Annotated in this window: 11 protein-coding genes; 1 reads left to right on the forward strand and 10 read right to left on the reverse strand. The window is 71.9% G+C overall.

What is annotated here, in order from left to right; all coding sequences use genetic code 11:
- Positions 1-10: 10 nt before the first annotated feature.
- From ACIBVN_RS34490 to ACIBVN_RS34505, 4 genes are read right to left on the reverse strand one after another with little or no spacing between them, the layout of a single operon-like run.
- A complete protein-coding gene (locus tag ACIBVN_RS34490) occupies positions 11-874 on the reverse strand; it encodes a carbohydrate deacetylase (RefSeq protein ID WP_397143659.1) in 864 nt (287 codons plus the stop codon).
- A gap of 4 nt (positions 875-878) precedes the next feature.
- Positions 879-1586 (reverse strand): class I SAM-dependent methyltransferase, encoded by a 708-nt coding sequence (locus tag ACIBVN_RS34495; RefSeq protein WP_397143661.1) that lies wholly within the window; start codon positions 1584-1586, stop codon positions 879-881.
- Positions 1564-2820, reverse strand: coding sequence for a glycosyltransferase (locus ACIBVN_RS34500; protein ID WP_397143663.1), 1257 nt, complete (start codon positions 2818-2820; stop codon positions 1564-1566). Before ACIBVN_RS34500 ends, ACIBVN_RS34495 begins: the two co-directional genes overlap by 23 nt.
- A gap of 25 nt (positions 2821-2845) precedes the next feature.
- Entirely contained in the window at positions 2846-8353 is a 5508-nt protein-coding gene (locus ACIBVN_RS34505) for a beta-ketoacyl synthase N-terminal-like domain-containing protein (RefSeq protein ID WP_397143783.1), read from the reverse strand.
- Between the two features lie 245 nt (positions 8354-8598).
- On the opposite strand from ACIBVN_RS34505, the gene ACIBVN_RS34510 reads away from it, so the two are divergent.
- Positions 8599-10233, forward strand: a complete 1635-nt coding sequence (locus ACIBVN_RS34510; protein ID WP_397143665.1) for a (2,3-dihydroxybenzoyl)adenylate synthase — start codon at positions 8599-8601, stop codon at positions 10231-10233.
- Positions 10234-10299: 66 nt separating this feature from the next.
- Here the strand turns inward: ACIBVN_RS34510 and ACIBVN_RS34515 are convergent, their stop codons facing one another.
- From ACIBVN_RS34515 to ACIBVN_RS34540, 6 genes are all read right to left on the reverse strand, one after another.
- The gene (locus tag ACIBVN_RS34515; RefSeq protein ID WP_397143667.1) at positions 10300-11103 is read right to left on the reverse strand and encodes a TIGR03084 family metal-binding protein; all 804 of its coding nucleotides are present in this window, start codon (positions 11101-11103) and stop codon (positions 10300-10302) included.
- A 26-nt stretch (positions 11104-11129) separates the two neighbouring features.
- Complete coding sequence (locus tag ACIBVN_RS34520; RefSeq protein WP_397143669.1) at positions 11130-12164, reverse strand: carboxymuconolactone decarboxylase family protein; 1035 nt, start codon at positions 12162-12164, stop codon at positions 11130-11132.
- Positions 12161-13819 carry a GMC family oxidoreductase N-terminal domain-containing protein gene (locus tag ACIBVN_RS34525; protein ID WP_397143671.1) on the reverse strand — a complete coding sequence of 553 codons (1659 nt, stop codon included), beginning with the start codon at positions 13817-13819 and terminating at the stop codon, positions 12161-12163. The genes ACIBVN_RS34520 and ACIBVN_RS34525 overlap by 4 nt, the downstream gene beginning before the upstream one ends.
- Positions 13816-14376 (reverse strand): DUF5987 family protein, encoded by a 561-nt coding sequence (locus ACIBVN_RS34530; protein WP_397143673.1) that lies wholly within the window; start codon positions 14374-14376, stop codon positions 13816-13818. The genes ACIBVN_RS34525 and ACIBVN_RS34530 overlap by 4 nt, the downstream gene beginning before the upstream one ends.
- 51 nt (positions 14377-14427) lie before the next feature.
- Positions 14428-15033, reverse strand: a complete 606-nt coding sequence (locus ACIBVN_RS34535) for a response regulator transcription factor (protein WP_349453661.1) — start codon at positions 15031-15033, stop codon at positions 14428-14430.
- A 90-nt stretch (positions 15034-15123) separates the two neighbouring features.
- Positions 15124-17352 carry a sensor histidine kinase gene (locus tag ACIBVN_RS34540; RefSeq protein WP_397143675.1) on the reverse strand — a complete coding sequence of 743 codons (2229 nt, stop codon included), beginning with the start codon at positions 17350-17352 and terminating at the stop codon, positions 15124-15126.
- Positions 17353-17355 lie beyond the last annotated feature (3 nt).

Genomic DNA, 17355 nt, shown 5'->3' on the forward strand with positions numbered 1-17355 from the left:
TCCGAGCCCCTTATGCGGGCGACGGCCGGCCTGCCGGGTCCGGCAGGTCGGCGTAGGTGCCGGTGCGGAATCCGTGCCTGGCGATCCTGTCTCGCAGCTCCCGGCTGGTCAGCGCCGCGAGCTCGCCGGCCCGGTGAAAGCCCCACGAATAGCGGGCGCGGGCGGCGTCGTCGCAACCCTCGCCGGGGTGACAGTTGATCTCGACGGTGGCGGCGCCCGAAGCGGCCAGCCGGTCGATCGTCGTCATGAGCCGGGGCAGCGTGAGGCGGCCCGCCTCGTCGAGTCCGGCGTACGCCTCGGGGTTGAGCAGGCCCGCCGCGCCGGTCCGCCGCGCCAGCCGGCTGCTCAGGTGGCGGATCCCCGCTCCCTTCGGCCCGCGGGCCCGGCTGGACGGCAGCCGTACGGCACTGACGCGCCAGCGGCGCGCGAGAGCGACGAACACGCGGGAGACCGGCGGCCACAGATGGAGATGCTGATGGGTGTCCAGGTGGGTCAGCCGCAGGCCGCACTCGCCGGTGAGGCGCTCGAGCTGGGCGGAGAACTCCCGCTCGACGTCGGCGGGATCGATCCGTCCCGCCGACGCCCTGGCCAGGAAGGACCGCCAGTCCCGCGGGAAGCCGCCGCGCCCCGTCGTGAGCGTGGGGATCTCCCTGCTGGTCAGCACCGGCGGATCGACCCCGATCAGAGCCAGATGCGCACCGGTGCCGAGCGCGGGCTCGTCGGCGAGCCAGCGGGCCGTGCGCCGCACGCACGGCCCGACCGCGAGGACGGACGTGCTGGTCACCACGCCGTGCCGGTGGGCACGCAGGATGCCGCGGGCGATCCCCTCGGTCAGCCCGTAGTCGTCCGCGTTGATGATCAGGAGTCTGGTCATGGGATCACGTGCCGGCTCGTTTCCGCCCGAGGAGGCACAGGTTGATCATCAGCGACCGCAGCGACTGCAGGCGTGCGTCACAACGGCGCGACAGGCCGTGCGCCCCCAACTGGAACGGGAACAGGTGCAGTCCCTTCTCCCGGAGCACGGTGATGCCGCTTTCCTCCAGGGGCGCGCGGAGCGAGCGCCAGGTGCTGAAGTTCTCGAAGCCGTCGAACGGCCGCAGGCCGAGGCGGGTCGCGAGCATGACGGCCGGGCGCCAGAGCAGGTTCGGCGTGCTGACCACCAGGTGGCCGCCCGGCTTGAGCACCCGCGCCATCTGGCGCAGGGCCCCGGCGGGGTCGGGCGTGTGCTCGATGCACTCCGAGGAGACCACCACGTCGAAGCGGCCGGGCCCGAAGTGGTCCGCGAGCCGCAGCGCGTCGGCCACCTCGCCGCGGCAGCCGACCCTGCGCCGGGTCTGCTCCACGAGGCCGGCGCCGAGGTCGGTGGCGGTGACGACGGCCCCCCGCTCGTGCAGGCGGCGGCTGAAGTAGCCGAGCCCGCAGCCGACGTCGAGAGCCTCTTTGCCGCGCACCATCTCGTCGGTCAGGAACTCGTCGATGAGCGTCTCGACCCGGCGGGCGGTGTCGTAGAGCGACAGCGCTTCCTCGAAACGGTCACCGAGCCGTTCGTGGACGTACTCCCGCTCATCGGGACGGCGTGTGCTCACGCTGCCTCACCCCCCGCTCCTCTGGCCGCTCTTGCGGGCGTTTCCGGGCGCCGCGCCACGGGCGGATCAGCAGGAACCTGAGCAACGGGGCGACGGCGACGACCGCGCAGACGGCGAGGGCCTCGATCGTCGCCGCCACGGCCGGCGCGAAGACCTGGAAGGCGAGGATGACCGCGCTGCTCAGCACCACCCGGATGAGGAAGTCGCCCGCCGCTTCGAGCTGATGGTGCGTCGCGTACTGGATGCCTCTGATGCCGAGGGGGAAGCGCCGGTTGACCGCCGTGCCGAGGACGGCGGTGCCGAGCAGCGCGATCGCGTTGGCGGCCATGGCCGGCGTGACGGCGCGCAGGATGAGGAAGAGCAGGAGGTAGGTGATCGTGCTGAGGACGCCGACGACCGCGAGCCGCGCCAGGCGCCACGGCCCGCCCGCGGAGCCGGCGGTGCGGTAGTGGGACAGGGGCACCTGCACGTGCAGGGCGTCCGCGATGGCCTTGCGGGCCACGCGGACGAGGCCGAGCAGATCCTCGTACGAGGTGCGCCACAGATCGACGGAGCTGTCCGGGTCGTCCAGGCAGTCGACGGGCACCTCGTGGATGCGCAGGCCGTTGCGCTGGGCGACGAGCAGCAGCTCGGTGTCGAAGAACCACTTGTTGTCGTCGACGGCCGTGAGCAGCGCCTGGACCACCTCGCGGCGGCCCGCCTTGAAGCCGCACTGAGCGTCGGTGAAGCGGGCGCCCAGCGTGGCCCGCAGGAGGTAGTTGTACGTCCTGGACAGCACGGCGCGCTTCACGGTCCGGTCGACCTGCGAGCCGTTGGCGTGCCGGGTGCCGATCGAGAGGTCGCTGTGGCCGGACAGCAGCGGGGCGACCAGCGGCAGGAACGCGACGATGTCGATCGACAGGTCGACGTCGGTGTAGGCGACGATCTCCGCCCGGCTCTGCGTCCACGCGCGGCGCAGGGCCAGCCCGCGGCCCTTCATCTCGATCCGGATGGCGTTGACGTTGGCGAGCTCCGCCGCCAGCGACGTGGCCCGCTCCCAGCTGCTGTCCGTGCTGCCGTTGTCGGCGATGGTGATCAGGAACGAGTAGGGGAAGCTGGCGGTCAGATAGGCGTTGAGACGGCGGATGCTCGTCTCAAGGACCTTCTCCTCGTTGTAGATGGGCACGACGATCTCGACGACCGGCGCGGACGGCTGGACATCCGCCAGGGCAACGGGCTCGGTGAGGTTCTTCACGGTGCTCCCTTCCCAGGACCTCGCATCAGACGAGCGCGGCCAGCGGTTCGGCCGCCGCCTCCGCCTCGTCCGCCTCCTGGCGGGCGCGAAGGTTCTCGATCATGTATTCGGCCAGCGCGACGACGTTCGGCTTCGCCCAGAGGATCGTCGGCGCGAGCTCGACCCCGTACCGGCGTTGCAGCCGCATGCGCAGCGGCACGGCCAGCACCGAGTCGACGCCGATCTCGATGAGCGGGCGCTTGAGGTCCACGTCCGCGGGGTTCAGGTTGAGCTCGGCCGCCACCTGGGCACGCACGTCCTCCGTGACCAGGTCGCGGGCCTCGTCGTCGGAGAGCGCGGCCACGTCGACGGCGATGCCGTCGGCCGCCGCGGCGACGTCGCTGCCGTCGGGGGCGGTCAGCTCCCTGAACATCGGCAGCCGCGGCGTGTTCGACGGAGTCGGCAGCACCCGGAGTATCGCCTGGTAGGAGGACTGGAACCGGTCGCCGAACGCCCACGCCCTGAAGGCCTCGGACGCCGTGACGGCTTCCAGGCCGCGCGAGTTGGCCTCGAGCATGGTGGCCGAGAGGTTCCTGGACAATCCCAGGCCGCGCCACGAGGTCCAGCCGAGGCTGATCGTCTCGGTGTGCCCGCCCGCGTTGCGGTGCCGGGCCAGGGCGTCAAGGAACGAGTTGGCCGCCGCGTAGCTCGCCTGCCCGGTGAGGCGGGCGAACTGCCCGCACGAGGAGAACAGCACGAAGAAGTCGAGCCGGCCGGGCGGGAAGAGCCGGTGCAGCGCCAGCGCGCCGTCGACCTTGGGCGCGAGCACGTCGCGCAGCCCGTCGCGATCTACTTTGTCGACCATCGCGTCGTTGACCACGCCGGCGGTGTGCACGACGCCGGTGATCGGCGGCAGCCCGAGCGCGCCGGGCGCGAGCACCGCTTCGACCTGGACGGGGTCGGTGATGTCGAGCCGGACGACGGCGACCGTGACCCCCAGCGCCTCGAGTGCCAGGATGCCGTCGATCTGGCGGCGGACCTCGGGGTCGCCGATCGAGTCCCATTCGGCGCGAGGCGGCAGCCCGCTCCTGCTCACGAGGAGCAGCCTGCGGGCCCCGCGTTCGGCCAGCCATCGGGCGACCTCCAGCCCAAGCGCGCCGAGCCCGCCGGTGATGAGGACGGTTCCCGACGGTGAGCACCGCAGTGGCCGGCCGTCGGCGCTGCGCTCGATCGGGCTCAGCCGCGCGGCCTCCGGTCCGTGGCCGGTCAGCGAGATGACGTCTTCGTCACCCGCGGCGCCGCGCATGAGGTCGAGCAGCCGGGAGCCGGTGTCGTCCCGCACGTCGGGGATGTCCACGGCCCCGCCCCACAGGTCGGGGTGCTCGCCGGCGATGATGCGGGACACGCCCCACAGCGGGCCGTGCGAGAGGGAGCGCCCATCGTGGGCGTCCCGCACGCCGCGAGTGACGCACCAGAGCCGCTGCGGCGCGCCGCCGCCGTTCCTGCCGATCTCCGCCAGGCGCTGCGCGGTGCGGATCAGCGTCCAGGTCGCGCGTTCCGTCGCCGCTTCCAGGTCGCCGGGCCCGCCCAGCGGGGGAACGACGACGACCGCGCCGGGCCGGGTGAACAGGTCGCGGTCCAGCTCCGCCGCCCAGGAGTCGTCCGTGCCGCCGGGCGACACCACGACGCAGGGCGTGCCCGCGCTTTCGAGCTGGGCGGCGAGCACGGCGGCCGCGTCGTCGCCGCCGACGAGCACGACCTGCTCGACGGACGCGCTCCCGGCGGGGGTCAGGCTCCGCCACGCCACCTCGTGGACGAGGTCTCGCGGCAGAACGGCGGTGCCCAGATGGTCGACCGGCGCGAACCGCAGGCCGGTGACCTCGCAGACGATCTCGCCGTCCTCGTTCGCGACGATCACGTCCACGGTGTCCTCGGGGGAGGCGGGCGCGCGTTTGCTGTGCACGATGATCCGCGCGGGCGGCTCGCCGTGGAAGGCCACTCTGCCGATCGAACGTGACATCCACAACACGTCGGCGTCCCCTGGCGACACGACCGCGGCGCTGATCGTCAGCGCCCCGTCCAGCACGTGCGCCCAGCTGCTCGCGCGGGTGGCCGGGGCGGGCTCGATGACCATGAGAGCGATCTGCTCCTGGTCGTCGCCGCGCAACTCGTCGAGCTCCCACGGGAAGGCGTAACCCTCCACCCCCATCCGCTCGAACATCGTGTCGATCCTGGCGGGGATGCTCAGCGGCAGGCGCGCGCGGATGCTCGCGTGATCCAGCGTGCCGGAGGGCAGCACGCCGCTGGAGTCGATGGCCGCGGTGGTGTGCGTGATCCACTCGTCGCCGTCGTCGCCGGCGTCGGCGAGCCGGGTGGCCAGCGACAACGACCTGCCTTCCCGGACGATCTGGACCACGCGCGGCGGCTCGACCGCGAGCGCGGTGCGCAGCCCGATGTCGGCGAGCGCGGGCGGCACGCCGCCGTCCTCGCCTGCCGCGGCCATGAAGGTGTTGAGGATGGACGCCGCCGGGGTGACCTCCACGCCGTCGAGCCGGTGGCTCTGCGGATAGGGCCGGCAGGACATGTCGAGGTGGGTCTGCCAGACCTTCCTGGCGGAGGCGCCGCTGACCGTCATCCTGCCGCCCAGCAGCAGATGGCGGTCCGGCTCGTGTCCCTGCCCGAGCCCGGCGCTCGCCGTGGACTCCTGGAAGATCCAGTACGGGCGGTGCTGCCAGGCCGCGGCGGGCAGGTCGAGCAGTTCGCCATGGGCGTGGTGCCGTGACCAGTCGATCTGGGCGCCGTCGCAGTGCAGCTTGGCGAGGTTGCCGAGGATCGTCTCGGCCTCATCGGTGTTCCTGCGCAACGTGACGGCCTGCACCGCGTCGTCCACGTCGAGGGACTGGCACGTCTCCATGATCGAGTGGGTCACGATGGGGTGCGACGAGATCTCGAGGAACAGCCGGTGACCGTCCAGGATCGCCGCCTGGACCGCCTCGGAGAAGCGGACCGGATTGCGCAGGTTGGCGGCCCAGTACGCGCTGTCGCGCGCGACCGTCGATCGCGGGTCGGCCATGGCTGTGCTGTAGAGGCGGACGCGCGGCGGCACGGGGGTGAGCTCCGCCGCCGCGGCTTCGACCTCGGCCAGGACGCGGTCCACGTGCCGGCTGTGGAACGCGATCTCGGTGTCGACCTTCCGCAGCTCCACGCCCTCCTCGGCCCAGCGCTCGACCAGGCGGTCCACGGCGTCCTTGTCGCCCGAGACGACCGTCGAATGCGGGCTGGCGGAAATGGCCGCCTCGAGGCCGGTCTGTCCGGCCAGACGGCGGGCGGTCTCGTCGAAGGACAGGCTTGCCATCACCATGGCGCCCTGCCCTTCCAGGCGCTGCAGCGCGGCCGCTCTCCGGCAGGCGAATCGGGCGGCCTGTTCCAGGTCGAGCGCGCCCGCGGCCACCGCGGCGGCGATCTCTCCGACGGAATGCCCGATGACCGCGTCGGGCTCGACACCGAACCGGCGCCAGACCGCGGCCAGTCCGGCCTGGATCGCGAAGGTCAGCGCCTGGATGTGGGCCGCCGTCCAGGGGCCGCCGCCGTCGATCGCCTCGCGGGGCGTCCAGCCCAGCTCGTCGCGGAAGACGTCCGCCAGGGAGTCGATCGTGGCCGCGAACACCGGGTCGGTGGCGAGCAGTCGCCTGCCCATGCCCGGCCACTGGGCGCCGTGGCCGGAGAACACCCAGACCAAGGAGTTCTCCCGGCCGGAGGGAACCCGGGCGGACAGCACGCCGGGGGCGGTTCCCTCGTCGGCGAAGGCACGCAGGCGCTCGGTCAGCTGCGCGGCCGAGTCGGCGATCACCACCGCGCGTTGCGCCAGGTGGGAGCGGCGCCGGGACAGCGTGTGCCCGACCGAGGCCAGCGGCGCGTCCCGCTCGCCGGTCAGCCAGTCCGCGACGGAGCCCGCCAGCGCGCGCAGCCCGGACTCCGACATGGCCGAAAGGGGAAAGACCTGGGGCTCGTGCGACGCAGTCTCGGCCACGGGTTCCCGCGCCGGCGCGCCCGGCTCGTCGCCCCTCACCGACGCGGCGGGTTCGCGGTCCCTCAGCGGCTCACCGTGCCCGTTGAGGCCCGCCGACGCGGTGCGCCCATCGACGCTCGCCGGCACCGCACGCCAATCGACACCCGCCAGTGCTGTCAGGTCGCCGGCCCTTGACGGCGCCTTGAGGTCATCGGCCTCCGTCGGCGCCGTGAGGTCATCCGCCTTCGGCGGTGCGGCGGGCTGGTCGCCTTCCTCGAGGACGAGGTGGGCGATCGTGCCGCCCACGCCGTAGCTGGAGACGCCGGCGATCCTGGCGCGCTCGCTCCTGGGCCACGCCGTGGCCGCGCCGACCAGGCGCAGACCGGAGTCGGCGAGGGCCGGGTTGGGCACGTTGTGCAGGCTCGGCGGCAGCTGCTCGTGCTCGAGGGCGAGGACCGTCTTGATGACCCCGGCGATGCCCGACCCGCCCTCGACGTGGCCGATGTTCGGTTTGGCCGAGCCGATCAGGCAGGGACGTCCGTGCGGCCGCCCCGCGCCGAGCACCCTGGAGAGCGCCTTGATCTCCATGCCGTCACCGGCCGGGGTGCCCGTGCCGTGGGCCTCCACGTAGTCGACGTCCTGCGGCGCCACCCCGATGCGGGCGTAGATCTCGCGGAGCATGTGCTCCTGCGCCTCGGCGTTCGGCGCCATCATGCCGTCGGAGCGTCCGTCCTGGAAGACCCCGCTGCCGAGGATGACCGCCCGCACGGGGTCGCCGTCGCGGCGCGCGTCAGCCAGGCGCTTGATGACGACGACTCCCGCGCCCTCGCCCCTGCCGTAGCCGTCGGCGTCCCTGTCGAACGCCTTGCTGCGGCCGTCGGGGGACATCGCGCCCGCGCCTTCCAGGGCGACGTTGAGCGCGGGCGTGGCGATGATGTTGACGCCGCCGACGATCGCGAGCGACGTCTCCCCCGACCGCAGGGCCTGGCCGGCGACGTGCAGCGCGGTCAGGGAGCCCGCGCACGCCGTGTCGACGGCCATGCTCGGCCCGCGCAGCCCGAGGAAGTACGAGACCCGGTTCGCGATGCCGTAGAACGTGGTTCCGTTCACCGCGTAGGCGCCGGTCCGCGGTATGTCCTCGAGCAGGCGGCGGCCGTAGTCGTTGGAGTTGGCGGCGACGTAGACGCTCGCGTCGGTGCCGGTCAGCGAGAGCGGCGCGATGCCGGCGTTCGCCAGGGCCTCCCAGGAGAGCTCGAGCATGAAGCGCTGCTGCGGGTCGAGGAAGTCGGCCTCTTTGGGCGAGATCCCGAAGAAGTCGGCGTCGAACCCTTCGATGTCATCGAGGAACGAGCCGCGGCGGGTCGCCTCTCGGATGATCATTGTCGCCTGCGGGCTGCTCGCCGCGTACGGCTTCCAGCGTTTGTCCGGCATATCACCGACTGCGCTCCTGCCGGCGGCGAGAAATTCCCAGAGCCGCTCGGGAGAGTTGAGGTCCGGCGCGAACCTGCAACTCATTCCGATAATGGCAATGGGCTCGCCGGACACTGCGTGCTCACTCAAGTGATCTCTCCTCTTCAACGGATACCGCGGAAATCATGGGAGAATGACAATCCTGGTGAGGCTATTTTCGGCAGGCGCGAATCTCCGGGACATCTCCAGTCGTGCCGCTCGGGCCACGCAATAACCGAGATGACGGATTCAGACAGCGCTTCCTATGCTCCAGGCGGAGAGTGCGAGCCGTTATTTCCGGGAGCGTCATGTCGGCAGCAGTACACCCGACCAGATCGGGCATGGTTCCGTGGCCGGAAGCCGCGGCGGCCCGCTACACGGCCCTTTCCTATTGGGAGGGGCTGTCGCTGGGCACGCACCTGGCGCGGGCCGCGCGGGAGCATCCGGACGCCACGTGCCTCGTCGACGGCACGACCCGGATGACCTACCGGGAGCTCATGGCCAGGGCCGACGGCCTCGCCGCCCGGATGCGCGCGCTCGGGCTGCGTCCCGACGACCGGGTCGCGATACAGCTGCCGAACCGCTGGGAGTTCGTCGTCCTGACCGTGGCGTGCCTGCGACTCGGCGCGGTGCCGGTGTGGCTGCTGCCCCAGCATCGCCGGAACGAGGTGCTCGGCGTGGTCGCCCATGCCGAGGCCCGGCTGCTCGTCGTGCCCGGCACGGTCAAGGGCTTCGACCACCGGGCGATGGCGCTGGAAATCGCGGCAGCCGTCCCCAGCTGCGAACACGTCGTCGTGGTGGACGCCGAGGCCGGGCCGGGGGCCATCGGCTTCGGAGCGTTGTGCGAGCCCGCCGAGGATCCGGACGCGACCGCGAAGGAGCTCGACTCGGCCGCGCCGGACGGGGACGCCGTCGCGACGCTGCTGCTCTCCGGTGGGAGCACAGGCGTGCCCAAGCTCATCCCGCGCACCCACAACGACCTCACGTACATGATCAAACGCGCCGCCGAGATCTGCGCGTTCGGTCCGGACACGACGTACCTCGCCGTGCTCCCGCTCGGCCACGGGTTCGTCAACACCGGGCCAGGCGTCCTCGGCGCGCTCCTGTCCGGCGGCAGGGTCGTGATCGCCCGCTCCCCCGCTCCTGAGCAGGCGCTGCCGCTGATCGAGCGGGAGCGGGTCACCGCCACGTCCGTGGTGCCGGCGATCGTGCAGCGCTGGCTGGAGCATCGCGCCGCGGATCCGGGCGCGGACCTGAGTTCGCTGCGGCTGCTGCAGGTGGGCGCCTCCAGGCTGGCCGACGGCGTCGCCGAGGAGATCGGCCCCATGCTGGGCTGCACGCTGCAGCAGGTGTTCGGGATGGGAGAGGGCCTGCTGTGCCTGACCCGTCTCGACGATCCGCAGGACGTCATCACCAGGACGCAGGGACGCCCGATCTCCCCCGGCGACGAGATCCTCATCGTGGACGAGGACGGGCGGCCGGTGCCGCCAGGAGAGCCGGGGATGCTGCTGGCCCGCGGCCCCTACACGATCAGGGGCTACTACCGCTCACCCGACCTCAACAGCCGCTCGTTCGCCGGGGACGGCTGGTATCGCACCGGCGACGTCGTGCGCCGGACCCCGGACGGCAACCTGGTGGTGACGGGCCGGGACAAGGACGTCATCAACCGGGGCGGCGAGAAGATCAACGCCGAGGAGGTCGAGAACTTCGCCCATCGGGTCCCCGGCGTCCGGCAGGCCGCCGCGGTGGCGATGCCCGACCAGGAGCTGGGCGAGACCATATGCCTGTACGTCGTTCCGGCCCCCGGCGAGCACGTGACCCTGGAGGAGGTCCGGGCGGTGCTGCTGGAGGCGGGGGTGGCCAGGTTCAAGTTCCCCGAGAAGGTGGTCCTCGTCGACTCCTTGCCGGTGACCAACGTCGGCAAGCTCGACAAGGCGGCCCTGCGGGAAGACGTCAAGCGGCGGCTGCCCGTCTGACCCAAGGCGAAATGAGCGGCGCCCGCCGACCGTCACGGTCGGCGGGCGCCGCTCATTGGCGGTTCGTCACGCCGGCACCCTCGCGAACTGGCCGGGGCGTCGGCCCGGGCCGGCGGGCCCGCGGTAGGCCTGAGCGATGTCCAGCCACCCGTCGGCGTCGGGCCCCACCGCGGTGACGTCGCAGTCGTCGCGGTGCCGGCGCCGCGTCACCAGCAGGCAGAAGTCGAGCGCCGCGCCGGTGATCCGCTGCTCGGCGCTGTCCGGGCCGTACGCCCACAGCTCGCCCGACGGCGCGGTCAGCTCGTACCTGAACTGCACGTCCGGCGGCGTCAGCCCACGCGCCTGGTAACCGAAGTCCCACGTCAGCACCGCGAACAGGACGAGATACTTGAGGCGGTCCGCAGACTCGCGCGGGAGCTCGAGCGCGTCGAGGATGTCCTGGCCGTGGGCGAACGTCTCCATGATGCCGGCCGAGGCGAGGATCTCGGGCGGCAGCGGCCGCACCAGCCAGGGGACCACCTGTCCCGCCGGCACCGCGGACAGGGCGCGGATCCCGGCGGCGCGCTCCTCCCGCCAGCGCGCCAGCAGTTCCGCGGGCGACAGCACGACGTACTCCGCCAGCGCGGCGTTGACGGCCTGGTTGAAACCGCCCTTGATGGACGCCGTCATCGCCCGGAACGCGTCCGGGTCGGACGCCGCCAGCCCCGCGATCCGGAACATGAACGCCAGGTGCCCCACCTGATGGGCGACCGTCCAGCCGGGCGCGGGGGTCTGCTCCGCCCACTGCGGGGCGGCCAGACCGGCCAGGACACGATCCAGCGCCGCGCTCTCCGCGGTGAGGTCCTCGATCACGTTCGGCAATTCGCTCATGCGTCAGTCAGTCCTCTCTGCTCTGGCTACCTGTGTGCTTGTTGTGCTGCCGCGTACGCCCACTGCCGGGCGGCCGTGAAACTCGCCCACGCGGTGAGCTCGATGAGCTTGCGGTCGTCCGCCGTGTCCCGGCGGAAATCGTCGATCACCGTCGCGTCCACCTGGTACGCGGCGATCGCCGTCAGCAGTGCCAGCCGGCCGGCGGCCCGCTCGGCGGGACGCAACCGCGCCGCGGCCTCCTGCGCCCAGCCGCGGCTCGGGCCCGGCGGCCGTCCCCCGCGCGCCGCGAGCTCGCCGCGCACCAGCTCGCGCACGTCATCGGGCACCGCCGTGGCCCCGGCCGCCTCCAGCACGGCGGACGCGCTCGCGAACGCCTGCCGCACGCCGGCGTTCCCCGAGGCCCAGCCGAGGTCGTCCGGGAGCGCGGCGGGGGCGAGCAGGCGGGCCGAGGCTCCCTGCTCGCGTACTCCCCGTACGAGCGGCCGCGTGAGCAGGCCGATCAGCCGGCGCGGCACGGCCGCGGAAGGGAACAGACCGCCCGGCAGGAACACGTTGACCATGCGGTTGAGATAGTGAAAGGTCACGGCCGTGCCCCAGAGTTCCGGGGCCTGCTCGACCGGCACCGGCACGTCGTCGGGCCCGCCCACGGCCCACGCCACGGCACGGCGGATCCCGGCGTCGGCGATCTCCCCGGTCCTGCCCGCGGCCACGGCTGCGGCGTCCCGCCCGGTCATGAGCCCGTACGCCATCGTGGCGTGCACATCGAGACAGTAGGGGCAGGCGTTCCGCCTCGACACCGCGGCCGCCACCGCCTCCTTGACCGTGCGGCTCACGGCTCCGGAGGCCACCAGTGACTCGCGCAGGATCGCCCACGCGGCCGCCAGCACCTCGGGTGCGGGCGAGTGCAGCGCGATCGGCGGCGCGAGCATCCCGAAGTCGCGCTCGACCTGGGCGTAGACGTCCGCGACCAGCCCGCGCGCGGCGCCCGGCGGGACGGGGGCGACGTGGTTCACCTGCTCCAGCGCCCTGCGCCGGACAACGCGGGCGAGCAGTCCCGTCATGGTCTGCCCGTGAGGTGCATGACGCCGCGCCGCCCGCTGGTGCCGCCGTCGGGGGCGGGCGCCCCGTAACGCACCTGGACGCCCCGCTCTCGCGCGGCCTCGACGATGCCGGGGACCGCGCGCTCGGCGAGCGCCGCGATCGTCATCGCCGGGTTGACCGTCAGCGCGCCGGGCACCGCGGAACCGTCGGTGACGAAGATCCCCGGGTGGCCGCGCAGCTCGTGGCGGTCGTCGAGAGCCGACGTGGCCGGGTCGTCCCCGATCCGGCACGACGCCAGCGGATGCACCGTGTACGCGCCGACCACGTCGTTGGACCAGGCCTCGGCATGGCCGAGCCCGTCGCGTTCGAGGATCTCCTTGACCTCGGCGTCCGCCTGCGCCCAGGCCCGCAGCGTGCTGGGCGACGGGTCGTAGCGCAACGTTCCGCGCCCCAGCATCTGCTGGCTGATCCGCACCGCGTTGCCGGTGGGCGGAGGCGGCCCGAAGACGCCCTCGTTGTTGTCCTCGATCATCTCGAAGATGATCAGCCAGGACTTCCAGCGCTTGAGCATCTCCTTCTTCGACACCCCGAACCACGACGGTCCCGGGGCCGGCGCCAGGCCGCCGGGCACCTGAGCCAGGATCGTGCCGAGGCCCGGGGGGAAATAGAGCTGTTCCAGCGAATAGCGGCTGAACTCGGGCAGAGAGCCGTCCAGCCGATCCCAGTTGGCCACGCAGGGCCCCTTGCCGATGTGGAACGCCTCGTACGCCGTCCCGTCCTCGCGCTCCAGCCCGAGCACGTCGCGCACCCGATCCTCGTTCATGACGGCGGTGACCAGCCGCTCCCCGTTGCCCGAGAAGTACCGCCCGACCGCGTGGGGCATCGGGCCGAGCCCCGGTTCGCTGCGCTGCAGGATGACCGGGGTGGCGCCGGCGCCGGCGCCGAGTACGACGATCTTGGCGTCGATCGCGCCCGACTCGCCGCGGACGCGGTAGTCCTCGCCGTCGATGACGTCGTAGTGCACGCGGTAGCCGCCGTCGTCGTTGCGCGTGATGCGCTGCACCTCGTGCAGCGGCCGCACGCTCGCCCCGTGCGCGACGGCCGCGGGAAGGTAGTTGGTCAGCAGGGAGCGCTTGGCCCCGAACCTGCACCCGGCCATCATCCAGTTGCACTTGACGCACGTGTCGTTGTCGATCGCGACCGGCACCGGGTTCGCGGTGCGGCCGGCGTGGTCGCAGGCCGCGGCCCACAGGCCGCCGGGATAGGAGACGTCCTCCCACCCCTGCGTGCTGACCGGGATCGACTCCGCGACGCGGTCGTACCACGGGTCCAGCGTGTCCCGGCTGATGCTCGCCGGCCACATCCTCCTGCCGATCCCGCCCTGCCGTTCGAAGACGAACCGGGGCGCGCGCGGCATGGCGGCGAAGTAGATGACGCTGCCGCCGCCGACGCAGTTGCCGCCGAGCACGTTCATGCCGTCGCCCACGGTGAAGTCGAAGATCCTCGTGTACGACGAACCGAGCTTGTAGTCGTGCTCGAACTCGGCTGTCTCCAGCCACGGCCCGCGTTCGAGGACGACCACACCGGCGCCGCCGGCGGCGAGGTGGTAGGCGGCGATGGCGCCGCCGAAGCCGCTGCCGACGACGAGCACGTCGGTGCGTTCCACGCTGGTCATCGCAGGCTCCCTGACGCGGTCGTGTCCGGGTGCAGGCGGGCCAGCTGCCGGCCGTAGGAGTTCTTGGGGTAGCGCCACAGACCGTCGGGATCAGGGGGTGTGATGCCCATCGAGGTGAGCCCGGGATGGCCGCCCGCGATCGCCTCGGCCGTGTGCAGGTGCGGGGCCGCGTCGTAGGACATGTAGCAGAAGAGCGCGAGCAGGATCCACAGCTCCTGCTCGGGATGGCCGGGCGACGTCAAGAGCGTCACCAGCTCGGTGCGCCGCTCGAACGGCAGGGCGGCGAACGGGGGAAGGGCCGGATCCAGCGACAGCCGGTGTTCGGCGGCGTAGCGCCGCGTGTGCGCGTTGAGGTCCCTGACGTAGTCGTCGAGCGCGCCGCTCAGCCCGGTCGCGTCCCACTGCAGCAGCGGCAGCGCGCCCGCCGCGACGGCGCCGCCGCCCTGCGAGGCCCCCGCGACGGCGACGTCGCCGGGAAACCGCTTCTCGCCGGGAACGATCGTGTCGGCGAACGCCTCCAAGGTGAGCGTGCGCTCATGAGCTCGGTCCGAATCCATGCCTCCATGGTCCGAGCACCAGGATCGGCCCGCATCTCCTTGCGAGCCCGGTCAGCACCAGCCGGCTTCGGTGGCGATGCGGATGGCGTCCACCCGGTTGCGGGCGTTGAGCTTGACCACGATCTTCGAAAGGTAGTTTCGTACGGTCCCGGGGGACACGTGCAGGCTGGCCGCTATCTCCGGCGGCTCCGCGCCTTTCGCGGCGAGGCGTAAGACCTGGATCTCGCGTTGTGTCAGCGGGTTCTCGCCCACGTCCCAGGCGGTCAGGGCCAGCTGCGGGTCGATGACCCGTCCCCCGGCGGCGACCTCTCTGACCGCGGTGGCCAGCCGGTCGGCCGGCGTGTCCTTGAGGAGGAACCCGGACACCGACGCGGCCAGCGCCCGCCGGAGGGTGCCCGGCCGGCCGAGCCCGGTCAGGATCAGGCTGCGGCAGGTCGGCAGGCGCTGATGGAGCTCCTGCGCCGCCGTGAGACCGTCCATCACCGGCAGGTCGATGTCGATGATCGCCACATCGGGGCGTTTCTCGAGCGCGACCGGCACGATCCGGTCGCCGCTCTCCACCTCCGCCACCACGGTGAGGTCGTGTTCGATCTCCAGGAGCGCCACGAGAGCTCCCCGCACGATCCGAACGTCTTCGGCGAGAAGCAGCTTCAGCATGTGCAACCACCAATCATCCGTGGGCCGGCTCGCTCTCGTGCCCGTCGCCCTCCATCTGGGATGTCACGTCTCGCCGCGACTGGTGACAGCTCATGCGGCCCCCTCACCCACCGGGCGCGGGCCCGCCATGACATCCGAAGGCAGCTCAGCAGTGAGGTGGAACCACTCCCCCGTCGTCTCCGTCCGCAGGTCGCCGTTGACGGCATCCAAGCGCGCCCGGACCTGCTCCAGCCTGTCCTCGTCGCTCTCCGACAGACTAGTGCGATCGCGCGAGAGGCGCAGTCTCAGACGGCCCTCCTCGCGGGGGGTGGCCGTGGCCCGGTCGTGCGAGACGCGCAGCCGTACGTAGCCGTTCTCGCGGGTGACGGTGACGACGCAGCGGCGCACGCCGCTCCGCCGCACCATGCCGGTGATCGCGTCACGGAGCACCATGGCCAGCACCACGTCCGCCTCCTCCGCGAGCCGGGCGCAGGCGATGTCCACCTGAGCCTCGATGCCCGCCGCCGACAGCGCCGCGCGGGTCGAATCGACCTCCGCCGCCAGCGACACGTGCCGGTACCCGCTCGCCGTGGAGCGCACCTCGGCCACCAGGCGGCGCGCCGCCACCAGGACCTCCATGATGTGCTCCTGGGCGCGTTCCGGCTCGGTCAGCGTGAGACCGCGGGCCACGCCGCAGTTCCACATGATCGTGGACAGGTCGCGGTCCAGCAGCTCGTTCACCTTGCGCGCCACGCCCAGCCGTTCCTGCTCCACGGCGAGGCGCACGATCTCCTTCCTGGTCGCGTGCAGCTCGGCGACCAGCGCCGACAGCGACGTCAGCCCGTAGATCACCAGCCCGGTCTGCAGGGTCGAGATCACCAGATAGCCCAGCAGCGTCGTCTCGTCCCCGCCGGCCACATCGAGGGCCAGGACGACTCCCCCGACCGCCGCGTACAGCGCCCATCGCCGGCGTCCCCGCACGACCAGCGGGATCGACCCGGCGAGGAAGCCGCCCATCGAGCCCCACAGCGTGCCCACCCACACCATGGGCAGGAACGACGCCACCGCCTGGATCGAGAGCGTCGTCATGCGGACGGGCGTCGGCCATACCCTCGGACCGAAGAACGTGTGCGCCAACTGGGTGATCAGAAGAACGGCGAGGCAGATCCCGACGCCCCAGGTGAAGCCCGCGGGATTACGCCAGAGAATGTTCGTGATCAGAATAGGGATATAGCCCAGCAAAACCGCTAATGTCAGGAGATTGACCGTTCCAGGCGCCCAGCGGACCGAGCTCTGGCGGAGGAGTTCAGCGGGTTTCCCGCCACCGGCGTCAGATGGCGGAGCCGGCGCCCCGGCCGGCACGTCGGACAACCGGATCTCGGCGAGCAGGCGGAACCAGCCGTCCTCCCGGGTCACGGTGAGCCGTCCGCCGACCGCGGCCAGCCGCGACGACAGGTTCTCCAGCCCGCTGCCGTCCGATGAGACCGCGTCGGAATTGACCCCGTCATTTGCCACGCTCAGCCACGCGAGACCGTCGCGCACGCCGCCGTCGACCTCGCACTGCCGCGCCTTGCTGTGGCGTAACACATTGGTGATCGCCTCGCGCAGCACAATGGCCAGCACCGAATCGGCGATTTCGGGAAGGTCGCGGCACGAGACGCTCATGCGGACCTCGATCTGCGCCACCGACAGCGTGGACTCGATCGACCTGACCTCTCCGGCCAACGACAGCTTCTGGCAGCCCATCGGGATCGTCCGCAGTGCCGCGGTCGCCCGGCGGGCGATCCACAGGGCCTCCGACATGACCCCCTCGGCCCGTTCCGGCGAGGCCGGCAACAGGCGGTGCGCCAATTCGCTCTTCAGCGTGAACGCCAGCAAATCGTGTCCGACCACGTCATGCAGGTCTCTGGCGATGCGCACCCGCTCGCCGGCCGCCGCAATCCGGCCTAATGAGCTGCGACCGCCTTCCAGCTCCTCCGCGAGTTCGGCCAGGAAACTGAGTCCGTAGAAAACAAGACCCTGCACCAGGGTGAACACGAAAACGAAGATGATATTGACTATGCCCAGCCCCTGTACAAAGTAGAGTACGGGGTTGACGACGCACGCCAGGCCGTACAGCAGCCACCGGTAAGGGACCGGGACGACAAGCAGAATGGACGCCGCCAGGAGCGGGACTATGGCGGCGGCCTGCGGGCCGATCCACAGGGCCGGGGCGAGCACAACGGCCGCCAGCGCCGTCATCGAGGTGATCCGGGAGATCAGCGGCCAGCGCCACGGCCGCCCGAAAGAATGGGCGATCTGCAGCCCGAACGCCACCGCCATGCAGGCGCCGAAAGCCACAAC

This window comes from Nonomuraea sp. NPDC049400, from assembly GCF_044466425.1.
Taxonomy (GTDB): Bacteria; Actinomycetota; Actinomycetes; order Streptosporangiales; family Streptosporangiaceae; genus Nonomuraea.